Below are 25763 nucleotides of genomic sequence, written 5' to 3'. Positions count from 1 at the left end.
AACCGCGACAGTCCACAGTGGTCGACAGGTTACCGCCCGGACGGCACGATGGCTTCGACAACCCGGGTGGCCCGCCACTCGTGCTGCTGGTAGTGCTCGGGGTACGCGGAGACCTGCACCGCCTGGGCGGCGTCGGTGAGCCGCATCTGCTGCCAGCCGGGCACCTGCTCCAGCGCGGTGAGGAACTGCCGGGTGGCGAACTCGGGGTCCATCAGCCGGCTGACCGGGCCCCAGCCGCTGCTGGAGCGCTGCTGGAAGAGCCCGACTGAGTCGTGGTCCCAGCCGATCGCCTGGTGCGGGTAGTCCTGCGACTCGGGCAGCACGCCACTGGCGTAGTTGTAGAGGTTGCTCTCCTGCATGGCGGTGGCCACCGCGATCACCAGGCCACGGCGGGCGACACCCATCTTGCGGCCGGTACGGACGATCGCCTCGGCGTTCTCCATCTGGTCCTCGTCCAGCCCGGCGACGGGCGCCGGGTCGGTCGGGAGCGCCGGCGCGGTCTTGCGGGCCTTCGGGGTGGTGTCCGGGTCGGCGGAGGTCGCGGCGGCGGAGGGGGTAGCGGAGGGGGTGCTCGAGGAGGCGACGCGCTCGAGGTCCCGGGAGGCGCGCTGCTGGTCGGCGCGCTGGAGCAGCTCCGAGCTGTTGGCGAGCGAATCGACCCGGGGCGCCCCGTCGGCGGTCTCGTGACGGACCTGCGCGACAGCGGCCAGGCCGAGGCAGCAGACCACGCCGGTGGCGAGAGCCACCTGGGCCCGGCGTCGACCGGTCAGGTCCCGGGCGTAACCCCGGAGCCGACTCGCGGCGGTTGTCCGTTCGGATGAGGTGCCATCCTCCGTACCGGTAGTGGGGCTGCTCGGGGCGTACGGGTCGTCGAGGGTTCCGTCGTCACGCATCAGCCGAGGCTAGGCAGGGGGAAACCCCGATCACGCACGGTGATCATGTGGCGCTCGCCACAGAATGGGGGTGCCCTGGTGGACGAGCGGGACGGCTCGACCCGCCCGGGGAACGAACCTCGCGTACCGGGTGAAGCTGGCGCGGCACGCAGGCCGGCACGGTCGGCGACAGGAGCGGACATCCGGCCCCGCCCAACGACATGATCGACAAACTCGGCCTTTGGGCCGAACCGCCCTCAGCCGATCGGCCCACGAGGGCCGACCTGGCGGGGTAATCAGGTGATTAGTCCAGTCCTGCCCATCAGACGGGCGACGAATTGCCCGCCGCAGGAATGCACCAGGATGGCGGGTACGTTGCCCGAACCGGGTGCCGTCCGTTGCGTCGGTATCCCGTAGGCACATTCCAGGGAGGTCCGCACCGGTGCTCGACCCACACGAGCTCTACGAGCTCACCGACGATCTGCCCGACCTCGGGCAACCGGTCCTGATCCAGGCCCTCACCGGGTTCGTGGACGCCGGCAACGCCAGCCGGCTGGCCCGCGAGCAGTTGCTCACCTCGTTGGAGAGCCGGCCGATCGCCACCTTCGACGTGGACCAACTCTTCGACTACCGCTCGCGGCGGCCGGTGATGACCTTCGTCGAGGACCACTGGGAGAGCATCGACGCGCCCAAGCTGGAGCTGCACCTGCTGCACGACGACGACGAGACCCCGTTCCTGCTGCTCACCGGCCCCGAGCCGGACCTGCAGTGGGAGCGCTTCGTGGCCGCCGTCGCCGGGCTCGCCGCCCGGCTGGACGTCCGCCTCACCGTGGGGCTCAACTCGATCCCGATGGCGGTGCCGCACACCCGACCGACCGGGGTCACCGCGCACGCCACCCGGCCCGAGCTGATCGGCGGGTACGAGCCCTGGCTGCAACGGGTCCAGGTGCCCGGCAGCGTCGGTCACCTGCTCGAGTTCCGCCTCGGCGAGCAGGGCCGCGACGCGCTCGGCTTCTCCGCCCACGTGCCGCACTATGTCGCACAGACCGAGTACCCGGCCGCCGCCGAGGTGCTGCTCACCTCGGTGTCGCGCAGCACCGGGCTGCTGCTGCCCGGCGACGGGCTGCGCTCGGCCGCCGAGGTGGTCCGGGTGGAGATCGACCGGCAGGTCGCCCAGACCGAGGACGCAGCCGCCCTGGTCCAGGCCCTGGAGGAGCAGTACGACGCGTTCTCCCGGGGACGCGGCGAGAAGAGCCTGCTCGCCCCGGACGCCGGCCCGCTGCCCACCGCCGACGAACTCGGCGCGGAGTTGGAACGGTTCCTGGCCGAACAGACCCGTCCCGGCGACACCCCGGGCAGCTGACCGGGCGTCACGGGGGCGGATGCGGCAGGCTGGGGACATGCGCCTGGCGACCTGGAACGTGAACTCGGTGAAGGCCCGGCTGCCCCGGCTGCTGGAGTGGCTGGCCGGCACCGGGCCGGACGTGGTCTGCCTGCAGGAGACCAAATGCCCGGACGGCGCCTTCCCGGTGGCCGAGGTGGGCGAGCTTGGTTACACCGTGGCCAGCCACAGCGACGGCCGGTGGAACGGCGTGGCCATCCTGTCCCGGGTCGGCCTGGCCGACGTCCGGGTCGGGTTCGCCGGTGAGCCCGGCTTTCCCGAGCCCGAGGCCCGGGCCATCTCCGCCACCTGCGACGGGGTGCGGGTCTGGTCGGTGTACGTGCCCAACGGCCGGACGCCGGACGACCCGCACTACGCGTACAAGCTGGCCTGGTTCGCGGCTCTGCGCGACGCGCTGGACGCGGAGCTGGCCGGCGGGCTGCCGCTGGCCGTCTGCGGCGACTTCAACGTCGCCCCGACCGACGCCGACGTCTGGGACCCAGCGGTCTTCACCCACTCCACGCACGTCACCCCGGCCGAGCGGGCGGCCCTCGCGGCCCTGCGCGACCTGGGGCTCAGCGACGTGGTGCCGACCCCGATGAAGGGCCCCCACCCCTTCACCTACTGGGACTACCGGGCCGGAATGTTCCACCAGAACAAGGGCATGAGAATCGACCTGGTGTACGCCTCCGCGCCGTTCACCCGCGCGGTCCGCTCGGCGTACGTGGACCGGGAGGCACGCAAGGGCAAGGGCCCCTCCGATCACGCCCCGATCGTGGTCGACGCCGATCTGGTACCCGTGGTCGAGGCGTTCTGAGCCCACCCCGGGCGGCGGCTAGGGTGGGCAGATGGCAGTCGTGAAGATCAACGCAATCGACGTCCCGGAAGGCGCGGGCGCGGAGCTGGAGAAGCGGTTCGCCGCCCGAGCCGGAACGGTGGAGAACTCCCCCGGCTTCCTCGGCTTCGAGCTGCTCCGGCCGGTGGCCGGCGAGACCCGCTACTTCGTCTACACCCGCTGGGAGACCGAGGAGGCGTACCAGGCCTGGGCCGCCGGCCCGTCCCGCGCCGCCCATGCCGCCGCCCCCGGCGAAAAGCCCCGCCCTCCGGTCGCCTCCGGCGCGACGCTGCTGGAGTTCGAGGTGGCCCTCCACGTCCCGCAGCCGTAGCTATCCCAGCCCTCTCGGGTCCGGGTCGGGGATATCGGGGTGTCCAGGCCGGCGCGATACCCCAACATCGCCGATCTCGTGTCGATCACCTCGGCGAACGGCTGAGGTCAGGGGTTCCGGGAGCTCTGCAGGGTGGCGAAGGCGATCACGTTGTCGGCGTAGCCGGTGCGGCCGCCGATGAACTGGCCTCCGCAGGTGATCAGCCGTAACACCGGCGGGCCGTCGTGGCCGTAGATCCGCTCGGCGGGCAGTTGGTCCTTCGGGAAGTGCTCGACGGTGTCGACCTTGAACACCACCACCGATTTGTCCGCCCGGGACACCTCGATCAGGTCGCCGGGCTTGAGCATGCCCAGGTCGTAGAAGACCGACGGGCCGCTCTTGGTGTCCACATGCCCGACGATCACCGCCGGGCCGGGCTCGCCGGGCGTGGGCCCGCGGTCGTACCAGCCGGTCTCGTTGTGCCGCTCCAGCGGCGGTACGGCGATCGAGCCGTCCCGGGCCTGCCCGACCGGCGCCACCGGCGCAGCGACCTTGATCGCCGGTACCGAGAGGCGCACCGGGCGGCTGGCCGACAACCCGACCGACTCGCTGCGGGGCGGCCGGTCACCGCCGGCCGGGGCCCAGTCGAGCGGGCCGACCGAGCGGCCGAGCCCCGCCCCGGTGGCGAAGACGCCAGCCAGCACCAGCACCACGGCCACCGGCAGGGACCAGGGGCTGCGGCCGGGTGCCCGGCTGCGCCGGGGCGCGACGGCGGTCGGCGGTCGGGCGGCCACCGGCGGGCGCTCGGTCACCGACGGGCGATCAGCGGGCGGGCGTGCGTCACCGGGCGGCTGCGAGGGGCGGAAGATCTCCATGGCGGGCTCAGTGGCGGACGGTACGCGGCCGACGCAGGGCCACCACGGCGAGGATCAGCCCGGCGATGGTCAGCGCCGCGCCTCCGGGCACCAGCAGCTTGCCGGTCATCCCGCCCTCGTCGGCGCCGAAGCCGGTGGCCGGCCCTCGACTGGGCTGGACCTTCTTGACCACCTGCAGCATCGTCGAGGCGGTCTCGCCGTCGCGGCACTCCAGCTTGACCCGGTAGTTGCCCGGGCGGGTGCGCTCGCGGACCATCGGGGCGGCGGTGAGCACCCCACGCTGCGGCTGCACGCCGACCGCGCCGAAGGCGTCGGAGACCACGGTGGCGCCGACCGAGTTGTCCCGGCAACTGGCCCGGATGCCGACCAGGTAGCCGGGCTGCACCGTGCTGGGGCTCACCTCGACGAAGACGTCCACCACTGGCCCCGGCTGCGGCGCACCACCCGGCGGGCCGGGCTGGGGCGTGCCGGGGGCGGGCGCGGCGAACGCGAGGGCGACAGGGCCGGCCGCGGCGGACCGGGGCACCGCGTGCGTGAGGGTGGCAGGCGCAAGGGAAGCGGACACGGCGGGCGCAAGAGGTGCGGCGTGCGCGGGAGCGGCGGCCAGCAGGGGGCCGGCGAGCATGGTCACCACCGACAGGGTCACGCCGCCGCGGGTCACTGTCACGATGCCCCCTCTCGACGCCGTGCGGCCGAGCCGAGCAGCGGACCGCCCGGTCTGCCGTACCAGATGGATCCTCTCATTCCCGGTCGCACATCACATCCGATCCGCCGACAGCGTCGCGTACGCTCGGGTCGCTGTGACCACCACCGACCATGACCCCGCCGCCCCGCCCGCGAGCCGGCCGATCCGCACCTTCCACCCCCGACGGGGCCGGATGAGCGGGCGGCAGACCGACGCGCTGGACCGCCTCTGGCCCGCCTACGGCCTGGACGTCCCGGACGGACCCGTCGATCTGGCCGACCTGTTCGGCCGCCGGGCGCCGGTGGTGTTGGAGATCGGCTCGGGCATGGGGGACAGCACCGCCGCGATGGCCGCCGCTGACCCGGATCGAGATTATCTGGCGGTCGAGGTACACACGCCGGGAATTGCGAACCTGCTCGACCTGGTGGAGCGCGGCGGCCTGAGCAACGTGCGGGTGGCCCAGGGCGACGCGTTGGACCTGGTCAGCGGCCTGCCCGAGGGTGTCCTGAACGCCGTGCACATCTTCTTCCCGGACCCGTGGCCGAAGTCCCGCCACCACAAGCGGCGGATCATCCAGCCGTCGCACGTGGCGCTGCTGCGCTCCCGGCTGACGCCGGGCGGCACGCTGCACTGCGCCACCGACTGGGCCGAGTACGCCGAGGCGATGCGGCACACCCTGGACGCGGACCCGGGGCTGGTGGACGCGTACGGCGGGTTCGCGCCACGTCCGGCGCACCGCCCGGTGACCAAGTTCGAACGGCGGGCGCTCACGGCCGGCCGGCCGGTGGCCGACCTGATCTACCGCCGACGGTGACCATCCGGGCGTCCACCGCGCCCGGACGGCGATCCAAAGGACTGCGGGTTGGCGCCCGGGGGCATGATCCAGGCACCATGGACACGTTATGACGCTCACCGCCGCGCTGCCGACAAGCGCCGACCCCGACACCCTCTTCGACGCGTTCGCCAGCTGGGCGAAGGAGCGCGGCCTCGACCTCTACCCCCATCAGGAGGAGGCGGTCATCGAGATCGTCTCCGGCGCCAACCTGATCATGAACACGCCCACCGGCTCGGGCAAGAGCCTGGTGGCGGTCGCCGCGCACTTCGCGGCGCTCGCAGACAGCCGGACGACCTTCTACACCGCCCCGATCAAGGCGCTGGTGTCGGAGAAGTTCTTCGCCCTCTGCGAGGTCTTCGGCGCCGAGAACGTCGGCATGCTGACCGGCGACGCCAGCGTCAACGCCGACGCCCCGATCATCTGCTGCACCGCAGAGATCCTGGCCAACCTGGCGCTGCGCGAGGGTGACCAGGCCGACGTCGGCCAGGTGATCATGGACGAGTTCCACTTCTACGCCGAGCCCGACCGGGGCTGGGCCTGGCAGGTGCCGATCATCGAGCTGCCGCAGGCCCAGTTCATCCTGATGTCCGCCACCCTGGGGGACACCACCCGGTTCGTCGACGACCTGACCCGGCGCACCGGGCGGCCGACCGCCGTCGTCCGCTCGGCCGAGCGGCCGGTTCCGCTGATCTTCTCGTACGCGATGACGCCGCTGCACGAGACGCTTGAAGAGCTGCTGGAGACCAAGCAGGCCCCGGTGTACGTGGTGCACTTCACCCAGGCCGCCGCGCTGGAGCGCGCCCAGGCGCTGATGAGCGTCAACGTCTGCACCCGTGCCGAGAAGGACATGATCGCGGAGGCGATCGGCGGCTTCCGGTTCACCGCCGGCTTCGGCAAGACGCTGTCCCGGCTGGTCCGGCACGGCATCGGCGTCCACCATGCCGGCATGCTGCCCAAGTACCGCCGGCTCGTCGAGACCCTCGCGCAGGCCGGCCTACTCAAGGTCATCTGCGGCACCGACACCCTCGGCGTGGGTATCAACGTGCCGATCCGCACCGTGCTGTTCACCGGCCTGTCCAAGTACGACGGGGTCCGCACCCGGCTGCTCAAGAACCGGGAGTTCCACCAGATCGCCGGGCGGGCCGGCCGGGCCGGCTACGACACCATCGGCCGGGTCGTGGTGCAGGCCCCCGAGCACGTCATCGACAACGAGAAGGCCCTCGCCAAGGCCGGCGACGACCCGAAGAAGCGGCGCAAGGTGGTCCGCAAGAAGCCGCCGGAGGGCTCGATCGGGTGGGGTCAGCCCACCTTCGACCGGCTGGTCGACGCCGAGCCCGAGCCGCTGACCTCCAGCTTCCAGGTCAGCCACTCGATGCTGCTCAACGTGATCGGCCGGCCCGGGGACGCGTTCCTCGCGATGCGGCACCTGCTCACCGACAACCACGAGGACGCCGCCGCGCGGCGCCGGCACATCCGCCGGGCGATCGCCATCTACCGCGCGCTGCGCGCCGGCGGCGTGGTCGAGGAACTGCGCGAGCCGGACGAGACCGGCCGGCGGATCCGGCTCACCGTCGACCTCCAGCTCGACTTCGCGCTCAACCAGCCGCTCTCCCCGCTGGCACTGGCCACCATCGAGCTGCTCGACGCCGAGTCCCCGTCGTACGCCCTGGACGTCCTTTCGGTGATCGAGTCGATCCTCGACGACCCCCGACAGATCCTCTCCGCCCAGCAGTTCAAGGCCCGCGGCGAGGCGGTCGCCGCGATGAAGGCCGAGGGCATCGAGTACGAGGCCCGCCTGGAGCTGCTCGACGAGGTGACCCACCCGAAGCCGCTCGCGGAGCTGCTGGAGGCCGCGTACGAGATGTACCGGCAGGGGCATCCCTGGGTCGCCGACCACCAGCTCTCCCCCAAGGCCGTGGTCCGCGACATGTACGAGCGGGCCATGACCTTCACCGAGTACGTGCAGTTCTACGGGCTGACCCGCTCGGAAGGGCTGGTGCTGCGCTACCTGGCCGACGCGTACAAGACGCTGCGGCAGACCGTGCCCGAGGACGCCAAGACCGAGGAACTGATCGACCTCATCGAGTGGCTGGGCGAGCTGGTCCGCCAGGTCGACTCCAGTCTGATCGACGAGTGGGAGCGGCTGCGCAACCCGTCCGACGTGGCCGAGGTGGCCCAGGCGCACGCCTCGCTGACCGACCGGCCACCGGCGGTGACCCGCAACGCGCGGGCGTTCCGGGTGCTGGTGCGCAACGCGCTGTTCCGCCGGGTCGAGCTGGCCGCGCTGCGCCGCTGGGACCTGCTCGCCGAGCTGGACGCCGGCGACGGCTGGGACTACGACGCGTGGGCCGACGCGTTGCGGCCGTACTTCGAGGCGTACGACTCGATCGGCGTTGGGCCGGACGCGCGCGGCCCGGCGCTGCTCATGATCGAGCAGGGCCGGGAGCGGTGGACCGTCCGACAGATCTTCGACGACCCCGACGGCGACCACGACTGGGGCATCAGCGCCGAGATCGACCTGGCCGCCTCGGACGAGATCGGCGCCGCGGCCATCCGGGTCACCGACGTCGGCCAGCTCTGACGCGTCTTTTCATGGGGGTCGCCCGGTTCGGGCGGCCCCCTTTCGCATCCTCCGACCTGGATTCTGTTCCTCGATGTCACCGATCCGGTGTCCCAACCAGTCATCACAGGTGGGAGTCCACCGGACCACGGGAGTGAACCTTGGACCAGAACCTGCGCGTCCTCTTCGACCGCGCCATGGCCGACGAGCCCGAGCCCCCGCCGGGTGACCTGGCCGACCAGGCCGTGGCGACCGGCACCAGCCTGCGGCGCCGCCGACATCGGCTGGTGGCGGCAGGTGTGGCGGGCGTGGCCACGATCGTGGCGTTGGGGGTGGTGAACGTGGCGACACCGCCGGACCGTTCGGCACCACCGACGGCGGTGCCAGCGGGGTTCGCGATGCTGTTGAACCCGGCGTGCGAGTGGCCGGCCCGGGACACCGCGACCGATGTTTCGATCTTCCTCACCGACGACGTCACCGATCAGCAGCGCAGCGCGGTGAACCGCGTGCTGGACGCAGATCCGGCGGTCCGGAGCCTGGACCACGAGACCCGCGAAGAGGCCTTCGCCAACTACCGGAAGATGTTCGAGGACGCGCCGGAGCTCGTCGCCGCCGTCAAGGCCACCCAACTGCCGGAGTCGTTCCGGATCAAGCTGACCGGTCGATCACCGTACGCGAGCCTGACGGCCCGCGTCGGTCCCATGCCCGGGGTCGACGAGATCGTCGGCAGCGACTGCCCTGCCGGCACGAACGCCTCGGCGGCCAACTGATGACAGATCCCCGGACCACCCCCCTCGCAGGATCGCCCCAGGAGCCCCGACACGGTCTGCTGGCCCGACTGGGCACGGCCCGGCGGCGCGAGCAGACCGCCCGGCAGGCGGAGTTCACCGCGTTCGTCGAGGCCACCGCGCCGAGGCTGCGACGTACCGCCTACCTGATGTGCCGCGACTGGCACCTCGCACAGGACCTGACCCAGATCACCTACGCGAAGATGTATGCGAGGTGGGGCAGGATCCGGGGCACCACGAATCTCTGGGCGTACAGCCGTCGCGTCCTGATGAACGCCGTCTTCGACCAGAAGAGGCGGCGTGGCGACTCCGAACTCGTGCTCGCCGAGCTACCCGAGGCTCCGCACCCATCAGCCGACGACACCGTGGAGCTGCACGTCGCCCTGTTGCGGGCCCTGGCCACCCTGCCCATCCGCGACCAGGCCATCGTGGTGCTCCGCCACTGGGAGGATCAGAGCGTCGAAGCCGTGGCCAGCACCCTCGACGTGTCCGTGTCGGTGGTCAAGACACAGAATGCCCGTGCCCTGAGTCGGCTGCGGGCGGTGCTGGGCGAGGGCTTCGTACGGATCTGACCGGGGGTTCGCCCGGGCGCCCGACGGCCCCCTTTGTCGCGTCTTCCGGACCCCCGTTTTCGCTGGGCGATGTCAGACCCGTCGATTAGAATGTATGTACTAATCGAGTTCCTGACCTGGGAGGACGCCCGTGACCGCGCCCGCCTCCACGCCCCTCACCCCCTACGCCACCCTGCTCGGCTTCACCCGCTACGTCGACCGCACCGGCCCCACCAAGGCGACCTTCGTTGGCGGCCTGCGCAAGCAGCGAGCCAGCCGCTCCGGCTTCAACCCGCACGGCCAGTTCGTCAAGGCACTCAAGGCCGACATCGCCTTCCACACCGGCGGCACCCACCTCACCGGCGTGGTCGACGTGGTCAAGCCGCGCTGGCGCCCGCTCTACCAGGCGCTGGTGCCCGGCGCGACCGCCTGGTTGCACTCCCTCGGCGATCCGGCCGCCGTCGACCTGGCCCAGACCCGCGACGCCCTGGCCATGCTGGGCGACCTACCCGTCAAGATCAACCCCCATTTCGGGGTACGCCACGCCGACGGCCGGGCCGAGGCCGTCCGCCTGCACTTCGACGAGACCCCGCCGAGTGAGGAGTCGGTGCTCGCCACCCTGCACCTGATGGCCCGACACATGGACGCGGTGCTGCCGCACGCCGACCCGGTCCTGGTCGACGTCCGGCGCGGCCAGGCCCACCGCATGCCCACCGACGCCAAGCCCGACCAGATCGAACGCTGGCTGGCCGGCGAAGCCGCCGCCTTCCGCGCCATCTGGTCCACCGCCGCCTAACCCGCCCATCGCCAAGAGCGTGCTCGATCCAGGATGTAGTGGCCTCCCCTCCCCGGGAGGCCACTACATCCATGTTCGGGCGCGATCATGGTGGCGGCGTGTGCCCGGCGCCGAGGCGTGGGCAGGTTATCCACAGGGACTGCGTGGCCCGGTGGTGATCGGTCAGCCTGGATGTCATGCCGAAAGCTCCCCACCGGCCGCCACAACTGCGCGGTCGGATCTTCCGTGGCTCCGTCGCCGTCTCGCGCGGCCTGCTGACCCGCAACGACCTGCGCAGCGCCGCGTGGCGGCCACTCTTTCGGGACGTCTACGCCGATGCGCGGCTGAGGGTCACCCACCGTGCCAGGTGTGCCGCCGTCGGACGCTGGCTGATCCCGCCGGGTTCGGCCATCGCCGGGCGGGCCGCAGCGGCCCTGTACGGCTGCCCAACACCGTCCCGGGCCGAGCCCGTCGACGTGCTGGCGCCCAAGGACAGCCGGATCGGGCCGACCGCCGGCCTCCAGGTCCACCACGGGGAGATCGACCTCGGCGACGTGGTGGAACGGGCGGGGGTCAGGGTGACCGGCCCGGCGCGGACCTGCTGGGACCTCGCCCGCTGGCTCGACCTGGTGGAAGCGGTGGTCCTCATCGACGCCCTGTTGGCTCGGCGGCTCACCGACGTGTCGACGTTGCGCGAATATGCGCTGGCCCGGGCCGGTCAGCGGGGCTGGCGGTCTCTGCTGCGCGCGGTTGACCTGACCGACGCGGGCGCCGAGTCGCCCCAGGAGTCCCGCACCCGGGTGCGGCTGGTGCTCGCCGGGCTGCCCAGGCCGCAGACGCAGTGGGTCGTCGCCGACCAGGGGCGGTTCGTGGCCCGGCTCGACCTGGCCTGGCCGGCGTTCAAGGTCGCGGTGGAGTACGAGGGGCTCTGGCACGACGATCCCGAGCAGTTCCACCGGGACCGTCGACGGCTCAACCGGCTGCTCGGCGGCGAGTGGATCGTGCTGCACGTGACCGGCAAGCGCCTCCGGGAGGACTTCGACGGCTTCCTCGCCGAGGTCCGGGCCGCCCTGCGGGCGCGCTCCCGCTCCCCCTGGACCCCATGATCGTGCTTGAACATGGATGTAGTTGCCTCCCAGAAGAGGGAGACCACTACATCCTGGATCGAGCACGATCATGGGGTCCAGGCGCCGACAGCCCGCACGCGCGGAGCGGGTGCGGGCTGTCGGGGGGCGCGGCATGGAGCGCGCGGGGCGGTTAGGCGGCGGGGAGGTACTTGGTCAGGTCGTCGAGGATCTTGTTGGCGGCGCCGACGCCGATGCCGGTCATCCAGACCTCGTCGGCGACCGGGTACGCCTTGCCGGCCTTGACGGCGCCGAGGCCCTTCCAGAGGGTGCCGGCGGTCGTCTTGGCCTGCTCGGCGGCGGCCTTGTCGCCGTACGCGGTCACGAAGATGACGTCACCGTCGACCTCGTTGATCCGCTCGGGGCTGACCAGGTCGAAGCGCTTGTCCTCCTTGTTGGCGAGCAACTGCCGCTCGGGGCGGCCCAGGCCGGTGTCGCCGATGACGATGCCGGAGAACGACTGCGGGCCGTACACCCGGATGTTGCCGGGGAGGAACCGCACGATCGACACCTTGCGGGTGGCGGCGTCGCCGAGCGTCGCACCGAAGTCCTTGGCCCGCTTCTCGTACGTGGCGAGCAGATCCTTGGCCTGCTGCTCGTGGCCGAGCGCCTTGCCATCGAGGAGGAAGTTCTCCTTCCAGGTGATGCCGACCTTGTCGGTGAACACGGTCGGCGCGATGGCGGCCAGCTCGTCGTAGAACTTCTCCTGGCGGAACTTGCTGCCGAGGATAAGGTCCGGCTTCAGCGCGTTGATCGCCTCCAGGTCGGGCTCGGTGAGCACCCCGACCTCCTTGATGCTGGCGAGCTTGTCCGCGCTGAAGTAGGTCGGCCAGCCCTTGGCCTCACCGGCGGTGGCGGCACCGACCGGCGTGATGCCCAGTGTGAGCGCCGTGTCGATCTTGTCTGTGTCGAGCACGACGACGCGCTTGGGCTCCGCCGGGACCTTGGTGGTGCCCATGACGTGGGTGATCTCCCGGGTCTCCCCGGCGGTGGAGCCGGCGACCGGGTCGCTCTCACCGCAGGCGGTGAGTCCGACGCCGAGGGCGGCGGCCGCGGTGAGGGCGGCGACGAGACGACGCATCAGAGTCCTTTCGAGGGGTACGAGCCGGCGAGCGGGATGCTCGCGTCGTCGGTGGATGTGGCGGAGGGGGTGACCGGGCGGGCGGTGGTGCCGCCGGTCTGGGCGGGCACCACCAGCGGCGCTCCGGTCACCGGGCAGGGCACGACCACGCAGGCCAGCCCGAAGACGTCGCGGACCAGGTCCGCGGTGAGGATCTCCCGGGGCGGTCCGGCGGCCACCACCGTGCCGGCGCGCATCGCGACCAGGTGGTCGGCGTAGCGGGCGGCCTGGTTCAGGTCGTGCAGCACGGCCACCACGGTGCGGCCCCGCTCGACGCGCAGCCGGTGCAGCAGGTCCAGCACCTCCACCTGGTGGGCCAGGTCGAGGAAGGTGGTCGGCTCGTCCAGCAGCAGGGCGTCGGTGTCCTGGGCCAGCGTCATGGCGATCCACACCCGCTGTCGCTGGCCGCCGGAGAGGCTGTCCACCGGCCGGTCGGCCAGGCTGGCCACGTCGGCCAGGGCCATCGCCTGGTCAACTGCCGCGCCGTCCTCCGCCGACCACTGCTGCCACCACCGCTGGTACGGCTGCCGACCGCGCCCGACCAGGTCGGCCACGGTGACGCCCTCGGGCACCAGCGGGCTCTGCGGCAGTACGCCGAGACGGCGGGCCACCTCCCGGGTCGGCAGGTCGCGGATGGCGCTGCCGTCGAGCAGCACCGTGCCGCGGCGGGGGGTGAGCAGTCGGGCCATGGTCCGCAGCAGGGTGGACTTGCCGCACGCGTTCGGACCGACGATCACGGTGAACGCGTCCGTCGGCAGGTCGAGGTCGAGCCCGTCGAGCACGGTCCGCTCGTCGTAGCCGACGACCAGGTCGCGGGTGGAGAGCATCACGACTCCTTCAAGGGGCCGGGGCGGGTGACGGTCACGAGGACCGCCGCCGTCCACGCAGCAGCAGGAAGATCAGGTACGGCCCGCCGATCGCGGCGGTCAGCACGCCGGCTGGGAGTTGGGTGGGCGCGATCAGTCGCCGGCCGGCCAGGTCGGCCAGCACCAGCAGCAGCGCGCCGAGCAGCGCGGCGCAGACCAGCGGCGGTCGTTCGGCCCGGACCAGCCGTCGGGCCACCTGGGGGGCGACCAGGGCCACGAAGTCGACGGCGCCGACCTGGGCGGTGACCATCGCGGCGACGAGCACGCCGGTGCCGGCGAGCCCGATACGGCGCGCCACCGGGCGCAGCCCGACCCCGCGTGCGGTGTCGTCGTCCAGGGCGGTGCTGTTCAGTGCCCAACCGGCCCAGGCGAGCACCGGCAGCAGCACCAGCAGCGTGCCGCCGATCCAGGCGGCCTCGGTCCAGCCCTTGCCGGCCAGGGTGCCGATCAGCCAGATCTGCGCGCGCAGCCCGTCGATCGGGTCGGCGGTGAGCATGACCACCTCGGTCAGCGCCCGGAAGGCGAAGGCGACCGCCACCCCGGCGAGCACGAACCGCTGCGCGGCCAGCCCGTGCCGGGCACCGAGGGCGAACAGCAGCACCGCGGCGAGCAGCCCGCCCACCAGCGCGGTGGGGGCCACCAGCACGGCGGCCGCCCCGCTGGTCAACGCCACGGTCGCGGCGAGTCCGGCACCCTGGGTGATGCCGATGACGTCCGGGCTGGCCAGCGGGTTGCGCGCCACGCTCTGGATCAGCGTGCCGGCCACACCGAAGGCCGCGCCGGCCACCGCGGCCAGCATGATCCGGGGCAACCGCAGATCAAAGACGACCAGGTCGTACGGGGTGCCGGCGCCGGAGAGCGCGCGCAGCACGTCGGCCGGGGCGACGTACGGGGTGCCCAGGGAGAGGCTGAGCACCACGGCCACCAGGAGCAGCACGGTCAGCGTGGCGGCCACCAGCACCGCACGGCGGCGGACCTGCAGGCTGACCGGGCCGATCCGCAGCAGCGACCGCCCGGGCAGTCGCGCGCCGGGCGACGTGTCGGAGCCGATGGTCGAGAGGTCGGACGGGCGGTCGATGGTGGTCATGCGGTCACCACCCGGGCGCGGCGGACCAGCACGGCCAGCAGCGGCGCGCCGATCAGGGCGGTGATGATCCCGGCCGGTATCTCGCCGGGCGGGGCGACGAGCCGGCCGACGACGTCGGCGCCGAGCAGCAGCGCCGGCCCGAGCAGGGCGGAGACGGCGAGGGTCCAGCGGTGGTCCGCGCCGACCAGGGCGCGCGCCAGGTGCGGCACGGCCAGCCCGACGAAGGCGATCGGCCCGGCCGCGGCCACCGCGGCTCCAGTCAGCAGCACGGCGGCGAGGCCACCGCCGAGGCGGACCAGGCCAACCCGGTTGCCGAGACCGCGGGCCACGTCGTCACCGAGGGCCAGCGCGTCGAGGCCTCGGGCCACCAGGACGGCCAGCACCAGCCCAGCGAGGACGAACGGCAGCACCTGCGCGGTGACCCCCAGGTCCCGGCCGGCCAGACCACCGACCACCCAGAACCGGTACTCCTCGAACGTGCGGGTGTCGATGCTGAGCAGCGCGTACACCCCGGAGGCGAGGCTGGCGTCGAGGGCCGCGCCGACCAGCGCGAGGGTGACCGGGCTGGCGCCCTCGCGTGCCCGGGCGGCGATGGCGAAGACCAGCACCCCGGCGAGCAGCGCCCCGGCGATGCCGAACCAGACGTACCCGGCGAGGGTGCCGACGCCGAAGACGGAGATGGCCAGCACCACGCCGAACGACGCACCGGCGCTGATGCCGAGGATGCGCGGTTCGGCGAGGGGGTTGCGGGTGAGCGCCTGGAACAGCACACCGGCCACGGCGAGCGCGAGCCCGACGGCGAGGCCGAGCGCGGTGCGTGGCATCCGCATCTCACGGACGATGGTGCTGGCGTCACCGCTGTCCGGCGCGACGAGGGCGTTCCAGACCTGGTCCACGCCGAGTTGCCGGCTGCCCAAAGCGAAGCTGGCCAGCACGGTGAGCAGCAGTACCAGCGCGGCGCCGACGGTGACGGCCACCCGGCGGCCGGTGCGGGTGCCGGTCCGTTTGCCGGCCGGGGCCGGCCGGATGGCGAGGGTGGTCACGAGTCTCCTGCATGTTCGCGCTTAGGTTCGCCTTACCTTAGCCGACGTGCTGAGGGCCGCCTAACTCGTAGTCATCGATCCGGGAGCCGCTGACCAGGACGGACGCCCACGCCGAGGGCCACCCGCGCCTAGGGTGGGGGCATGCGATTCGACCAGCACACGGTCGTACTCCTGGTGCGGCCGGCGGACGCCCCGGAGCTGCCGCTGGACGCGGTCGACCGGTTGCAGAACGCCCACCTGGCCCATCAGGCAGGGCTGGTGGAGCAGGGCCTCGTACTCGCGGCCGGTCCGCTCCTGGACACCGACGACGAGCGGCTGCGCGGCTTCGTCGTGCTCTCGGTGGACCCGGACGCGGCCCGCGAGCTGTACCACAACGATCCGGCGGTGCGGGCCGGGCGCCTGGCCGTGCAGGTGATGAGCTGGATGGTGCCGGAGGGCAACGTACGGTTCGAGAGCGTGCCGATGCCCCGGTCGATGCTGGAGGCGGCGGCCGGCGACTGATCCGACGCCGGCGGGCTCAGCCGGCCGCGCCGGTGCGCGCCACGGGCACGACGCCCCCGGTCGCCCCCGGGTCGACCTGGTGGTCGGCCCAGACGTACGTCTCCGGCAGCAGCTCGTCGATCTCGACGACCCGCAGGGCGTCCGCCGGACCGACGATCACCCGCAGGGCCGGGAAGTAGTCGCGCAGCACCTGCCGGCACCGTCCGCACGGCGGAATGACCCCGCGCCCCCGGTCCCCCACCGCGACGATGGTCTCCAGCTCGGTCACGCCCTGGGTGGCGGCGGCGCCGACCGCGACGATCTCCGCGCACGGGCCTCCGGTGAAGTGGTAGACGTTCACCCCGGTGAAGACCCGCCCGTCGGCGGTCCGGACGGCCGCCGCCACGCTGTGGTTCTCGCTGCGGCAGCGCAGCTTCGCGACCGCCGTGGCGGCCTGCACCAGCGCCCGGTCGGTGTCCCGCAGCTCCATACCGGCCCCCCAGCGCTCGACGTCGGCCGCCAACTCTAGACCGCCGTCCGGCGGTCGAGAGACCGCCGTCCGGCCGTCGAAGGACCGGCCGCGCGATAACCCGGCGGCGGTACGTCGTCGGGCTGCCTATCCTTGGGCACGACATGCAGAATCCAGCCGCCTCCGCCGCGACCGACCCGGTTCGCGAGCTGCACCGCCGCCTCTCCCCTCTGATGTTCCGCGACCAGCGCCGGCTCCAGCGGCGCCTGGACGGTGCCCGCAAGCTGCGCGACCCGCAGCGCCGGGAGGCCGCGCTGGCCGAGATCACCACCGACCTGGCCCGTGCCGAGCAGCGGATCGCCGCCCGGCGGGCAGCCGTACCTGTGATCACGTACCCGGCGGGGTTGCCGGTCAGCGAGCGCAAGGACGACATCGCCGCCGCCATCCGTGATCACCAGGTGGTGATCGTGGCCGGCGAGACCGGCTCCGGCAAGACCACCCAGATCCCCAAGATCTGCCTGGAGCTGGGGCGTGGGGTGCACGGGTTGATCGGGCACACCCAGCCTCGGCGGCTGGCCGCCCGTACGGTGGCCGACCGGATCGCCGACGAGCTGGGCACCGAGCTGGGCGACGTGGTCGGCTACAAGGTGCGCTTCACCGACCAGGTCAGCGAGCGCAGCCTGGTCAAGCTGATGACCGACGGCATCCTGCTGGCCGAGTTGCAGACCGACCGGATGCTGCGCCAGTACGACACGTTGATCATCGACGAGGCGCACGAGCGCAGCCTCAACATCGACTTCATCCTCGGGTACCTGCGCGAGCTGCTGCCCCGGCGACCCGACCTCAAGGTGATCATCACCTCGGCGACCATCGAGACCGACCGTTTCGCCCGGCACTTCGCCGGGCCGCCGACCGCCGACGAGCCGCAGGGCGTACCGGCGCCGGTGGTGGAGGTCTCGGGGCGAACCTATCCGGTGGAGGTGCGCTACCGGCCGCTGGTCGAGGTCGCCGAGGGCGAGGAGGACGGCGACGAGGAGACCGTCCGCGACCAGATCCAGGCGATCGGCGAGGCCGTCGAGGAACTGGCCGCCGAAGGTCCCGGCGACATCCTGGTCTTCCTCAGCGGGGAACGGGAGATCCGGGACACCGCCGACGCGCTGGGCAAGCTGGTGCAGACGAAACGTTCGCTGCTCGGCACCGAGATCCTCCCGCTGTACGCCCGGCTCTCCAGCGCCGAGCAGCACCGGGTCTTCGCCGCGCACACCTCGCGCCGGGTGGTGCTCGCCACCAACGTCGCGGAGACCTCGCTGACCGTGCCCGGCATCAAGTACGTGGTGGACCCGGGCACCGCCCGCATCTCCCGCTACTCCAGTCGCCTCAAGGTGCAGCGGCTGCCGATCGAGCCGGTTTCCCAGGCGTCGGCCAACCAGCGCAAGGGGCGTTGCGGCCGGACCTCGGACGGCATCTGCATCCGGCTCTACGACGAGCAGGACTTCCTCTCCCGGCCGGAGTTCACCGACCCGGAGATCCTGCGCACCAACCTGGCGTCGGTCATTCTCCAGATGACCGCGATCGGGCTCGGCGATCTCGCGGCGTTCCCCTTCATCGACCCGCCGGACCGACGCAACATCACCGACGGCGTCAACCTGCTGCACGAGTTGGGCGCGCTGGACCCGGCCGAGACAGACCCGGCGAAGCGGCTCACCGCGCTGGGCCGGCGGCTGGCCCAACTGCCGGTCGACCCGCGGCTGGCCCGGATGGTGGTCGAGGGCGAGCGCAACGGCTGCGCCACCGAGGTGTTGGTGATCACCGCCGCGCTGTCCATTCAGGACCCCCGGGAGCGGCCGGCGGAGAAGCAGGCCCAGGCCGACCAGGCGCACGCCCGGTTCGCCGACAAGGAGTCGGACTTCGTCGCCTTCCTCAACCTCTGGCGCTACCTGCGGGAGCAGCAGCGGGAACTCTCCTCCAGCGCGTTCCGCCGGATGTGCAAGGCGGAGTACCTGAACTACCTGCGGGTCCGCGAGTGGCAGGACATCGTCGCCCAACTGCGCCAGGTGCTGCGTACCCCGGAGGACGGCGACCGGCGCGGCGGGCGACCGGCGCGCGACACGGCGGACAGCGCGGACGCCGGCCCGGGTGCGAGCCGCCGCGGCGGCGCCGACCTGCCGGAGGAGATCGACACCCCGAAGGTGCACCAGTCGCTGCTGCCCGGCCTGCTGTCGCACATCGGCCTGAAGGACGCCCAGAAGCACGAGTACCTGGGTGCCCGAGGCGCCAAGTTCGCGCTCTTCCCCGGCTCGGCGCTGTTTAAGAAGCCGCCGCGCTGGGTGATGGCCGCCGAACTGGTGGAGACCTCCCGGCTCTGGGGCAGGATCGCCGGCCGGGTCGAGCCGGAGTGGGTCGAACCGCTCGCGCAGCACCTGGTCAAGCGCAGCTACAGCGAGCCGCACTGGGAGAAGAAGCAGGCCGCGGTGATGGCCTACGAGAAGGTCACTCTGTACGGCATTCCGCTGGTCACCTCCCGCAAGGTCAATTTCGGGCGGATCGACCCGGCGCTGAGCCGGGAGCTGTTCATCCGGCATGCCCTCGTCGAGGGCGACTGGCAGACCCACCACCAGTTCTGGGGTGACAACCAGCGGCTGCTGTCCGAGATCGAGGAGTTGGAGAGCCGGGCTCGGCGCCGGGACATCCTGGTCGACGACGAGACCATCTTCGGCTTCTACGACCAGCGGATCCCGGCCGACGTGGTCTCCGGGCGGCACTTCGACACCTGGTGGAAGAAGACCCGCCGGGACCAGCCCGACCTGCTCACCTTCACCCGCGACCTGCTGGTCAACGACGGCCGGCTGGGTGTCGACGAGGACGACTACCCGGACGAGTGGCAGACCCAGGGGGTGACTCTGCCGCTGACCTACCGGTTCGAGCCGGGTACGCCGGCCGACGGCGTCACCGTGGACATCCCGCTGCCGCTGCTCAACCAGGTGCCGGCGGAGAGCTTCGACTGGCAGGTGCCGGGGCTGCGCGAGGAGACGGTGATCGCGCTGATCCGCTCGCTGCCCAAGCCGGTGCGCCGCAACTTCGTTCCGGTGCCGGACTACGCCCGGGCCGCCCTGGCGGCGATCACCCCGGGCGAGGAGCCGCTGCTGGACGCGCTCACCCGGCAGCTGCGCCGGATGACCGGGGTGACCGTGCCCCGCGACGCCTGGGAACCGGCCAAGCTTCCGGCCCACCTGCGGGTCACCTTCCGGGTGCTCGACGCCGACGACAAGCCGGTCGCCGAGGGTAAGGACCTGACGGCTCTGCAACGCCAGCTCCGCCAGGAGGTACGCCAGGTGGTGGCGGCCGCCGCGCCGGAGGTGGCCCGCACCGGGCTGCGCGAGTGGAGCATCGGCACGCTGCCGCGCACCATCGAGCAGGTCCGGGCCGGCTACGCGGTGACCGCGTACCCGGCGCTGGTCGACGAGGGCGCCACGGTCGGGGTGAAGGTCTTCGACTCCCCGGCCGAGGCGGAGGCGGCGCACTGGGCCGGCACCCGCCGGCTGCTGCGGCTCACCGTGCCGTCCCCGGCGCGGTTCCTGCAGGGCCGGCTGAACAACGAGGCGAAGCTGGCGCTGAGCCGCAACCCGCACGGCGGCGTGCAGGAGCTGATCGAGGACGCGGCGGGCGCGGCCATCGACCGGCTGATCGGCGCCGCCGGTGGGCCCGCCTGGGACGCCGAGGGGTTCGCGGCGCTGCGCGAGAAGGTCCGCGCCGACCTGGTCGACACCGTGGTCGAGGTGATGGACCGGGTACGCAAGGTGCTCGCCGCCGCGTACGCCGTCGAGCAGCGGCTCGGCGCCACCCGGAACCTCGCCGTGGTGGCCGCGCTGGCCGACATCCGCAACCAGCTCGCCGGGCTGGTGCACGCCGGTTTCATCACCGAGACCGGGTACGCCCGGCTGCCCGACCTGCTGCGGTACCTCACCGCCATCGAGCGCCGGCTGGAACGGCTGGGTGGCAACCCGCAGCGGGACCGCCAGCAGCAGGACCGGGTCGCGGCGGTGCAGAAGGAGTACGCCGACCTGCTCGCCGCGCTGCCGCCGGCGCGTCGGCAGGAGACGGCCGTCCGGCAGATCCGCTGGATGATCGAGGAGTTGCGGGTGAACGTCTTCGCCCAGGCGCTGGGCACCCCGTACCCCGTCTCGGAGCAGCGAATCTACCGGGCGATGGACGATGCCGAGGGCCGCTGACGGTGGTCAGAGCGGATCCACCCCGGGCGGGAGCTCGTCACGATCGATCGCCGACTGTATGTAGTCGAGCAGGATCCGGCGAAGCTCCCGGCCGGCGTGGGTCGGCACGACGTCGCGCCGACGGGCCACCGCGATGGTCCGCCGCACCCCGGGTGCCGCCAGCGGCGTGATTCGCACCCCCGGCCGGCGGGCCAGCACGATGCCGGGCACCAGCGCGATACCGAGCCCGGCCTCGACGAAGCTGAGCACCGCGTCCATCTCGCCGCCGTCCACCGCGAAGGTCGGCTCGAAGCCCGCCTCCCGGCACGCCTGGATGGTGGCGTCGCGCAGGTCGTAGCCCTCGCGGAACATCACCATCGGCTGGCCGCGCAGGTCGGTGATGCGTAATTCCCCGGCTGCCGAGGCGGTCGGCACCTCCTCCACCGACGCCACCACCAGGCTCTCGCGCAGGATCGGGTCGACGCGCAGCCCGGGGTCGGCGCCCTGGGCCGGCATGATGATCAAAGCCAGGTCGAGGTCGCCGCGGAGCAGGTCGCGCACCAGGTCCTGGGACCCACCCTCCTCGACCTTGAGGTCGACGGTGGGGTGCGCGTCGCGGAACCGGCGCAGCACCGGCGGGGCGAGCGAGGTGGCCAGGCTCGGGGTGGCGCCGAGCCGGACCCGACCGCGGCGCAGCCCGACCAACTCCTGCACCTCGCGGGTCGCGGTGTCCACGTCGGCGAGGATCCGGGTGGCCAACGGCAGCAGCACCTCACCGGCCGCGGTGAGGGTGATGTTGCCCCGTACCCGCTCGAACAGGGGCGCCCCGAGGTCGGTCTCCAGAGCGTGAATTTGCTTACTGAGAGATGGCTGAGTGATGCCGACGATGTCGGCGGCTTGGGTGAAATGTCGTACTTCCGCCACCGCAACGAAGTACCGGAGCTGATGGAGCTGCATCTACATAGCTTACGGCTATCAAGACTGCGAGTTTGATGCATTGGACGACTGATCCGAGTGCTCCTAGCGTCGGTTGCGTGGTAATGACGAAAACTCGGTCGCCCATCCGCTCGAACGTCGGCCTCAAGGCCGTCATGGCGGTGACGGGCATCCTGCTGGCGCTGTTCCTGATCGCGCACATGCTCGGAAACCTGAAGGTGTTCACGGGCGAGACCTCGTTCGACCACTACGCGCACTGGCTACGCGACATCGGCAAGCCGCTGCTACCGGGCGTGTGGTTCCTGTGGATCCTGCGCATCGGGCTGGTGGTGGCCGTCGTCGCGCACATCGTGGCCGCGACCGTGCTGGCCCGGCGAGCCCACGCGGCCCGCCCGGTCAAGTACGCCCACCGCAAGAAGGTCAACGGCAGCTACGCGGCCCGCACGATGCGCTGGGGCGGGGTGATCATCCTGCTGTTCGTGATCTACCACCTCCTGGACCTGACCACCGGCACGCTGAACCCGGTCGGCGACCCCAGCAAGCCGTACGGCAACGTCGTCGCCGACTTCGCGCCGGAGCGCTGGTACGTCACGCTCTTCTACACCCTCGCCATCGTCACGGTGGGCTTCCACGTGCGGCACGGTGCCTTCAGCGCGTTCCGCAGCCTCGGCCAGCAGACCCCGCGGGGTGAGCGCCGGGCGCGCACCGCCGCGCTCATCTTCGCCGTCCTGCTCTGCGCCGGGTACCTGGTGGTCCCGTTCGCCGTACTCACCGGATTGGTGTCCTGACATGGAACTCTTCACCGAGGGCGACCCGATCGCCGACACGAAGGCTCCCGACGGCCCCATCGAGAAGCGCTGGGAAACCCGGCGCTTCGAGGCCAAGCTGGTCAACCCCGCCAACCGCCGCAAGATGACGGTGATCGTGGTCGGCACCGGCCTGGCCGGCGGCTCGGCCGCAGCCACGCTGGCCGAGCAGGGCTACCACGTCAAGTCCTACTGCTACCAGGACAGCCCGCGCCGCGCGCACTCGATCGCGGCACAGGGCGGCATCAACGCCGCGAAGAACTACCGCAACGACGGCGACTCGGTGCACCGGCTGTTCTACGACACCGTCAAGGGCGGCGACTTCCGCTCCCGGGAGTCGAACGTGCACCGACTGGCCGAGGTATCGGTCAACATCATCGACCAGTGTGTCGCCCAAGGCGTGCCGTTCGCCCGCGAGTACGGCGGCCTGCTGGACACCCGCTCCTTCGGCGGCGCCCAGGTACAGCGCACCTTCTACGCCCGGGGCCAGACGGGTCAGCAGCTGCTGCTCGGCGCGTACCAGGCGCTGGAGCGGCAGATCGGCCTCGGCAACGTCGAGATGAACACCCGGCACGAAATGCTGGAGCTGGTCATCGTGGACGGCAAGGCTCGGGGCATCGTCGTCCGGGACATGGTCACCGGCGAAATCAGCACCGAGATGGCCGACGCCGTGGTGCTCGCCTCCGGCGGCTACGGCAACGTCTTCTACCTCTCCACCAACGCCAAGGGCTGCAACGTCACCGCCACCTGGCGGGCGCACCGCAAGGGCGCGTACTTCGCCAACCCGTGCTACACCCAGATCCACCCGACCTGCATCCCGGTCTCCGGCGACCACCAGTCGAAGCTGACCCTGATGAGCGAGTCGCTGCGGAACGACGGCCGGGTCTGGGTGCCGAAGACCAAGGGCGACGACCGCAACCCCCGGGACATCCCCGAGGACGAGCGGGACTACTACCTGGAGCGGATCTACCCCTCCTTCGGCAACCTGGTCCCCCGGGACATCGCCTCCCGTGCCGCGAAGAACGTCTGCGACGAGGGCCGGGGCGTCGGGCCGACCAAGCTCGGTGTCTACCTGGACTTCGCCGACGCGATCGGTCGGCTGGGCCGCAAGGCCATCGAGGCCAAGTACGGCAACCTCTTCGAGATGTACGAGCGGATCACCGGCGAGGACCCATACGAGGTGCCGATGCGGATCTACCCCGCCGTGCACTACACAATGGGCGGCCTCTGGGTCGACTACGACCTCCAGTCGAGCATCCCGGGCCTGTTCGTGATCGGCGAGGCGAACTTCTCCGACCACGGCGCGAACCGGCTCGGCGCCTCGGCGCTGATGCAGGGCCTGGCCGACGGCTACTTCGTGCTGCCCACCACCATCGCCAACTACCTGGCCTCGGGCTCGCTGGACAAGGTCGACGCCACCCACCCGGCGGCGATCGAGGCGCGCACCGACGTCGAGGACCGGATCCAGCGGCTGCTGGCGATCAACGGCGACCGGACCGTGGACTCGTTCCACCGGGAGCTGGGCCAGGTCATGTGGGAGCACTGCGGCATGGAGCGCAGCGAGGCCGGGCTGCGCAAGGCGATCGACGAGATCCGCGCCCTGCGCGACCAGTTCTGGCAGCGGGTCAAGGTGTCCGGCGAGGGCGAAGGGCTCAACCAGTCGCTGGAGAAGGCCGGCCGGGTGGCCGACTTCTTCGAGCTGGCCGAGCTGATGTGCATCGACGCCCTGCACCGCGAGGAGTCCTGCGGCGGCCACTTCCGGGCCGAGCACCAGACCCCGGACGGTGAGGCGCAGCGCGACGACGACCGGTTCGCGTACGTGGCGGCCTGGGAGTTCACCGCCACCGGTGAGCCCTCGGTGCTGCACAAGGAAGACCTGAAGTTCGAATACGTCCACCCCACGCAGCGGAGCTACAAGTGAACCTGACCCTGCGCATCTGGCGCCAGAAGGGCCCTGAGGACAAGGGTCGGATGGTGACCTACCCGGTCAACGACGTGTCCCCGGACATGTCGTTCCTGGAGATGCTCGACGTGCTCAACGAGCGGCTGATCCTCGACGGCGAGGACCCGGTGGCGTTCGACCACGACTGCCGCGAGGGCATCTGCGGCATGTGCGGTCTGATGATCAACGGTGACGCGCACGGGCCGCAGCGCGGCACCACCGCCTGCCAGCTGCACATGCGGCAGTTCAAGGACGGCGAGACGATCGACATCGAGCCGTGGCGGGCCAGCGCCTTCCCGGTCATCAAGGACCTGGTGGTCAACCGGGGCGCCTTCGACAAGATCATCGCCGCCGGTGGCTACATCACCGCGCCGACCGGCAGCGCGCCCGAGGCGCACTCCACGCCGGTGGCCAAGGCCAACGCGGACGCCGCCTTCGAGTCGGCGGCCTGCATCGGCTGCGGCGCGTGCGTGGCTGCCTGCCCGAACGGCTCCGGCATGCTCTTCACCGCCGCCAAGCTCACCCAACTCTCGCTGCTGCCGCAGGGCCAGCCCGAGCGGTACACGCGAGTGATCGGCATGGTCGACGCGCACGACGAGGCCGGCTTCGGCGGCTGCACCAACGCCGGCGAGTGCACCCCGGCCTGCCCGAAGGGCATCCCGCTGAACACCATCGGTCGACTCAACCGCGACTACCTCAGGGCGACCGCCACCCGCGGAGACACCCCCGGCTCCTGAGCTGGCCGGCGGGTCCGCCCGCCACGGCCCGCACCGACCGCCGTACCTCCCGCCGGGGGGTGCGGCGGTCGGCATTTGCGCGGACCCCACCGACGCTGAGCTGCACGAGCACCTGATCCGCCTCCTGAGCCTCGCTGTTCCGACGGTGCGCACGGCCGCCAGGACGTCGGAGTGGATGACTCCTTCGACGTCCTGTAGAGCTGCCCCAAATATGGGGCGGCGCGGCCAGGGGCACATGCCCGACCACGGACACGCGCCCGGCGGCGAACGCACACCCAGCCACACGCACGCCCGACCACGAACGCACCGTTCCTGAACAGTGGTCAGAAGTGACTATGAAGATCAAACTGACACTGCGTCCATCCCGAACGGTCTTGGATGGGCTGGTCCCCCGCGTTCGCTCCCGCGGTCGGCGGCACGGATCGTGTCCGTGGTCCGGTCTGAGGAGGGCGGGTTCCCTCACGTCCCCGTCCACCGG

The 25763-nt window shown here is 71.7% G+C and carries 23 protein-coding genes; 14 read left to right on the top strand and 9 right to left on the bottom strand.

Annotated elements, in window-relative coordinates:
* Positions 1 to 29: 29 nt before the first annotated feature.
* Entirely contained in the window at positions 30 to 893 is an 864-nt protein-coding gene (locus ABZV00_RS24390; RefSeq protein WP_355609911.1) for a peptidase M23, read from the bottom strand.
* A 421-nt stretch (positions 894 to 1314) separates the two neighbouring features.
* On the opposite strand from ABZV00_RS24390, the gene ABZV00_RS24385 reads away from it, so the two are divergent.
* From ABZV00_RS24385 to ABZV00_RS24375, 3 genes are read left to right on the top strand one after another with little or no spacing between them, the layout of a single operon-like run.
* Positions 1315 to 2235, top strand: a complete 921-nt coding sequence (locus ABZV00_RS24385; RefSeq protein ID WP_328425766.1) for a PAC2 family protein — start codon at positions 1315 to 1317, stop codon at positions 2233 to 2235.
* Positions 2236 to 2272: 37 nt separating this feature from the next.
* Positions 2273 to 3070, top strand: a complete 798-nt coding sequence (locus ABZV00_RS24380; RefSeq protein WP_328425764.1) for an exodeoxyribonuclease III — start codon at positions 2273 to 2275, stop codon at positions 3068 to 3070.
* A 31-nt stretch (positions 3071 to 3101) separates the two neighbouring features.
* Positions 3102 to 3419 (top strand): antibiotic biosynthesis monooxygenase, encoded by a 318-nt coding sequence (locus tag ABZV00_RS24375; protein WP_328425762.1) that lies wholly within the window; start codon positions 3102 to 3104, stop codon positions 3417 to 3419.
* 107 nt (positions 3420 to 3526) lie between these two features.
* Here the strand turns inward: ABZV00_RS24375 and ABZV00_RS24370 are convergent, their stop codons facing one another.
* Positions 3527 to 4192, bottom strand: coding sequence for a class F sortase (locus ABZV00_RS24370; RefSeq protein WP_328426437.1), 666 nt, complete (start codon positions 4190 to 4192; stop codon positions 3527 to 3529).
* 88 nt (positions 4193 to 4280) lie between these two features.
* Positions 4281 to 4943 carry a hypothetical protein gene (locus tag ABZV00_RS24365; RefSeq protein ID WP_355610016.1) on the bottom strand — a complete coding sequence of 221 codons (663 nt, stop codon included), beginning with the start codon at positions 4941 to 4943 and terminating at the stop codon, positions 4281 to 4283.
* Between the two features lie 130 nt (positions 4944 to 5073).
* On the opposite strand from ABZV00_RS24365, the gene trmB reads away from it, so the two are divergent.
* The 6 genes from trmB to ABZV00_RS24335 all read left to right on the top strand — a co-directional run bounded on the left by trmB (position 5074) and on the right by ABZV00_RS24335 (position 11573).
* On the top strand, positions 5074 to 5772 hold the full coding sequence (gene trmB / locus ABZV00_RS24360) for a tRNA (guanosine(46)-N7)-methyltransferase TrmB (protein ID WP_355609908.1): 699 nt from the start codon (positions 5074 to 5076) through the stop codon (positions 5770 to 5772).
* Between the two features lie 88 nt (positions 5773 to 5860).
* The gene (locus ABZV00_RS24355) at positions 5861 to 8374 is read left to right on the top strand and encodes a DUF3516 domain-containing protein (RefSeq protein WP_328425758.1); all 2514 of its coding nucleotides are present in this window, start codon (positions 5861 to 5863) and stop codon (positions 8372 to 8374) included.
* 140 nt (positions 8375 to 8514) lie between these two features.
* Positions 8515 to 9123: a permease-like cell division protein FtsX gene (locus ABZV00_RS24350; RefSeq protein ID WP_355609906.1), complete on the top strand. Its 609-nt coding sequence runs from the start codon at positions 8515 to 8517 to the stop codon at positions 9121 to 9123.
* Entirely contained in the window at positions 9123 to 9713 is a 591-nt protein-coding gene (locus ABZV00_RS24345; RefSeq protein ID WP_355609904.1) for a SigE family RNA polymerase sigma factor, read from the top strand. Before ABZV00_RS24350 ends, ABZV00_RS24345 begins: the two co-directional genes overlap by 1 nt.
* Before the next feature lie 130 nt (positions 9714 to 9843).
* Positions 9844 to 10488: a hypothetical protein gene (locus tag ABZV00_RS24340; RefSeq protein WP_355609902.1), complete on the top strand. Its 645-nt coding sequence runs from the start codon at positions 9844 to 9846 to the stop codon at positions 10486 to 10488.
* Positions 10489 to 10664: 176 nt separating this feature from the next.
* Positions 10665 to 11573, top strand: coding sequence for a hypothetical protein (locus tag ABZV00_RS24335; RefSeq protein WP_355609900.1), 909 nt, complete (start codon positions 10665 to 10667; stop codon positions 11571 to 11573).
* Positions 11574 to 11724: 151 nt separating this feature from the next.
* Here ABZV00_RS24335 and ABZV00_RS24330 read toward each other — a convergent pair whose 3' ends face one another.
* Genes ABZV00_RS24330 through ABZV00_RS24315 form a run of 4 tightly spaced genes read right to left on the bottom strand, consistent with a single transcriptional unit; the run spans position 11725 to position 15707 of the window.
* Entirely contained in the window at positions 11725 to 12672 is a 948-nt protein-coding gene (locus ABZV00_RS24330; RefSeq protein ID WP_355609898.1) for an iron-siderophore ABC transporter substrate-binding protein, read from the bottom strand.
* Positions 12672 to 13538, bottom strand: a complete 867-nt coding sequence (locus ABZV00_RS24325) for an ABC transporter ATP-binding protein (protein ID WP_328425749.1) — start codon at positions 13536 to 13538, stop codon at positions 12672 to 12674. The genes ABZV00_RS24330 and ABZV00_RS24325 overlap by 1 nt, the downstream gene beginning before the upstream one ends.
* Before the next feature lie 34 nt (positions 13539 to 13572).
* Positions 13573 to 14664, bottom strand: a complete 1092-nt coding sequence (locus tag ABZV00_RS24320; RefSeq protein WP_355609896.1) for an iron ABC transporter permease — start codon at positions 14662 to 14664, stop codon at positions 13573 to 13575.
* Positions 14661 to 15707: an iron ABC transporter permease gene (locus ABZV00_RS24315; RefSeq protein WP_355609894.1), complete on the bottom strand. Its 1047-nt coding sequence runs from the start codon at positions 15705 to 15707 to the stop codon at positions 14661 to 14663. Before ABZV00_RS24315 ends, ABZV00_RS24320 begins: the two co-directional genes overlap by 4 nt.
* Positions 15708 to 15848: 141 nt before the next feature.
* Here ABZV00_RS24315 and ABZV00_RS24310 point away from each other — a divergent pair, with 141 nt between their 5' ends.
* Positions 15849 to 16208 (top strand): YciI family protein, encoded by a 360-nt coding sequence (locus ABZV00_RS24310; RefSeq protein WP_328425743.1) that lies wholly within the window; start codon positions 15849 to 15851, stop codon positions 16206 to 16208.
* A 16-nt stretch (positions 16209 to 16224) separates the two neighbouring features.
* Here the strand turns inward: ABZV00_RS24310 and ABZV00_RS24305 are convergent, their stop codons facing one another.
* The gene (locus ABZV00_RS24305; RefSeq protein WP_328425741.1) at positions 16225 to 16677 is read right to left on the bottom strand and encodes a cytidine deaminase; all 453 of its coding nucleotides are present in this window, start codon (positions 16675 to 16677) and stop codon (positions 16225 to 16227) included.
* Positions 16678 to 16820: 143 nt separating this feature from the next.
* Between ABZV00_RS24305 and hrpA the strand changes: the two genes are divergently transcribed.
* Complete coding sequence (hrpA, locus tag ABZV00_RS24300; protein WP_355609891.1) at positions 16821 to 20885, top strand: ATP-dependent RNA helicase HrpA; 4065 nt, start codon at positions 16821 to 16823, stop codon at positions 20883 to 20885.
* Positions 20886 to 20891: 6 nt separating this feature from the next.
* Here the strand turns inward: hrpA and ABZV00_RS24295 are convergent, their stop codons facing one another.
* Complete coding sequence (locus ABZV00_RS24295; RefSeq protein WP_328425737.1) at positions 20892 to 21821, bottom strand: LysR family transcriptional regulator; 930 nt, start codon at positions 21819 to 21821, stop codon at positions 20892 to 20894.
* Between the two features lie 83 nt (positions 21822 to 21904).
* Here ABZV00_RS24295 and ABZV00_RS24290 point away from each other — a divergent pair, with 83 nt between their 5' ends.
* From ABZV00_RS24290 to ABZV00_RS24280, 3 genes are read left to right on the top strand one after another with little or no spacing between them, the layout of a single operon-like run.
* Positions 21905 to 22588, top strand: coding sequence for a succinate dehydrogenase cytochrome b subunit (locus tag ABZV00_RS24290; protein WP_355609889.1), 684 nt, complete (start codon positions 21905 to 21907; stop codon positions 22586 to 22588).
* Between the two features lies 1 nt (position 22589).
* Positions 22590 to 24527, top strand: coding sequence for a fumarate reductase/succinate dehydrogenase flavoprotein subunit (locus ABZV00_RS24285; RefSeq protein WP_355609887.1), 1938 nt, complete (start codon positions 22590 to 22592; stop codon positions 24525 to 24527).
* Positions 24524 to 25285: a succinate dehydrogenase/fumarate reductase iron-sulfur subunit gene (locus tag ABZV00_RS24280; RefSeq protein ID WP_355609885.1), complete on the top strand. Its 762-nt coding sequence runs from the start codon at positions 24524 to 24526 to the stop codon at positions 25283 to 25285. The genes ABZV00_RS24285 and ABZV00_RS24280 overlap by 4 nt, the downstream gene beginning before the upstream one ends.
* Positions 25286 to 25763: the final 478 nt, after the last annotated feature.

It is taken from the genome of Micromonospora sp. NPDC005173, from assembly GCF_040608515.1.
Classification (GTDB): domain Bacteria; phylum Actinomycetota; class Actinomycetes; order Mycobacteriales; family Micromonosporaceae; genus Micromonospora.
The sequence above is the reverse complement of the archived record's forward strand: the minus strand, read 5'-3'. Positions and strand labels throughout refer to the sequence as shown.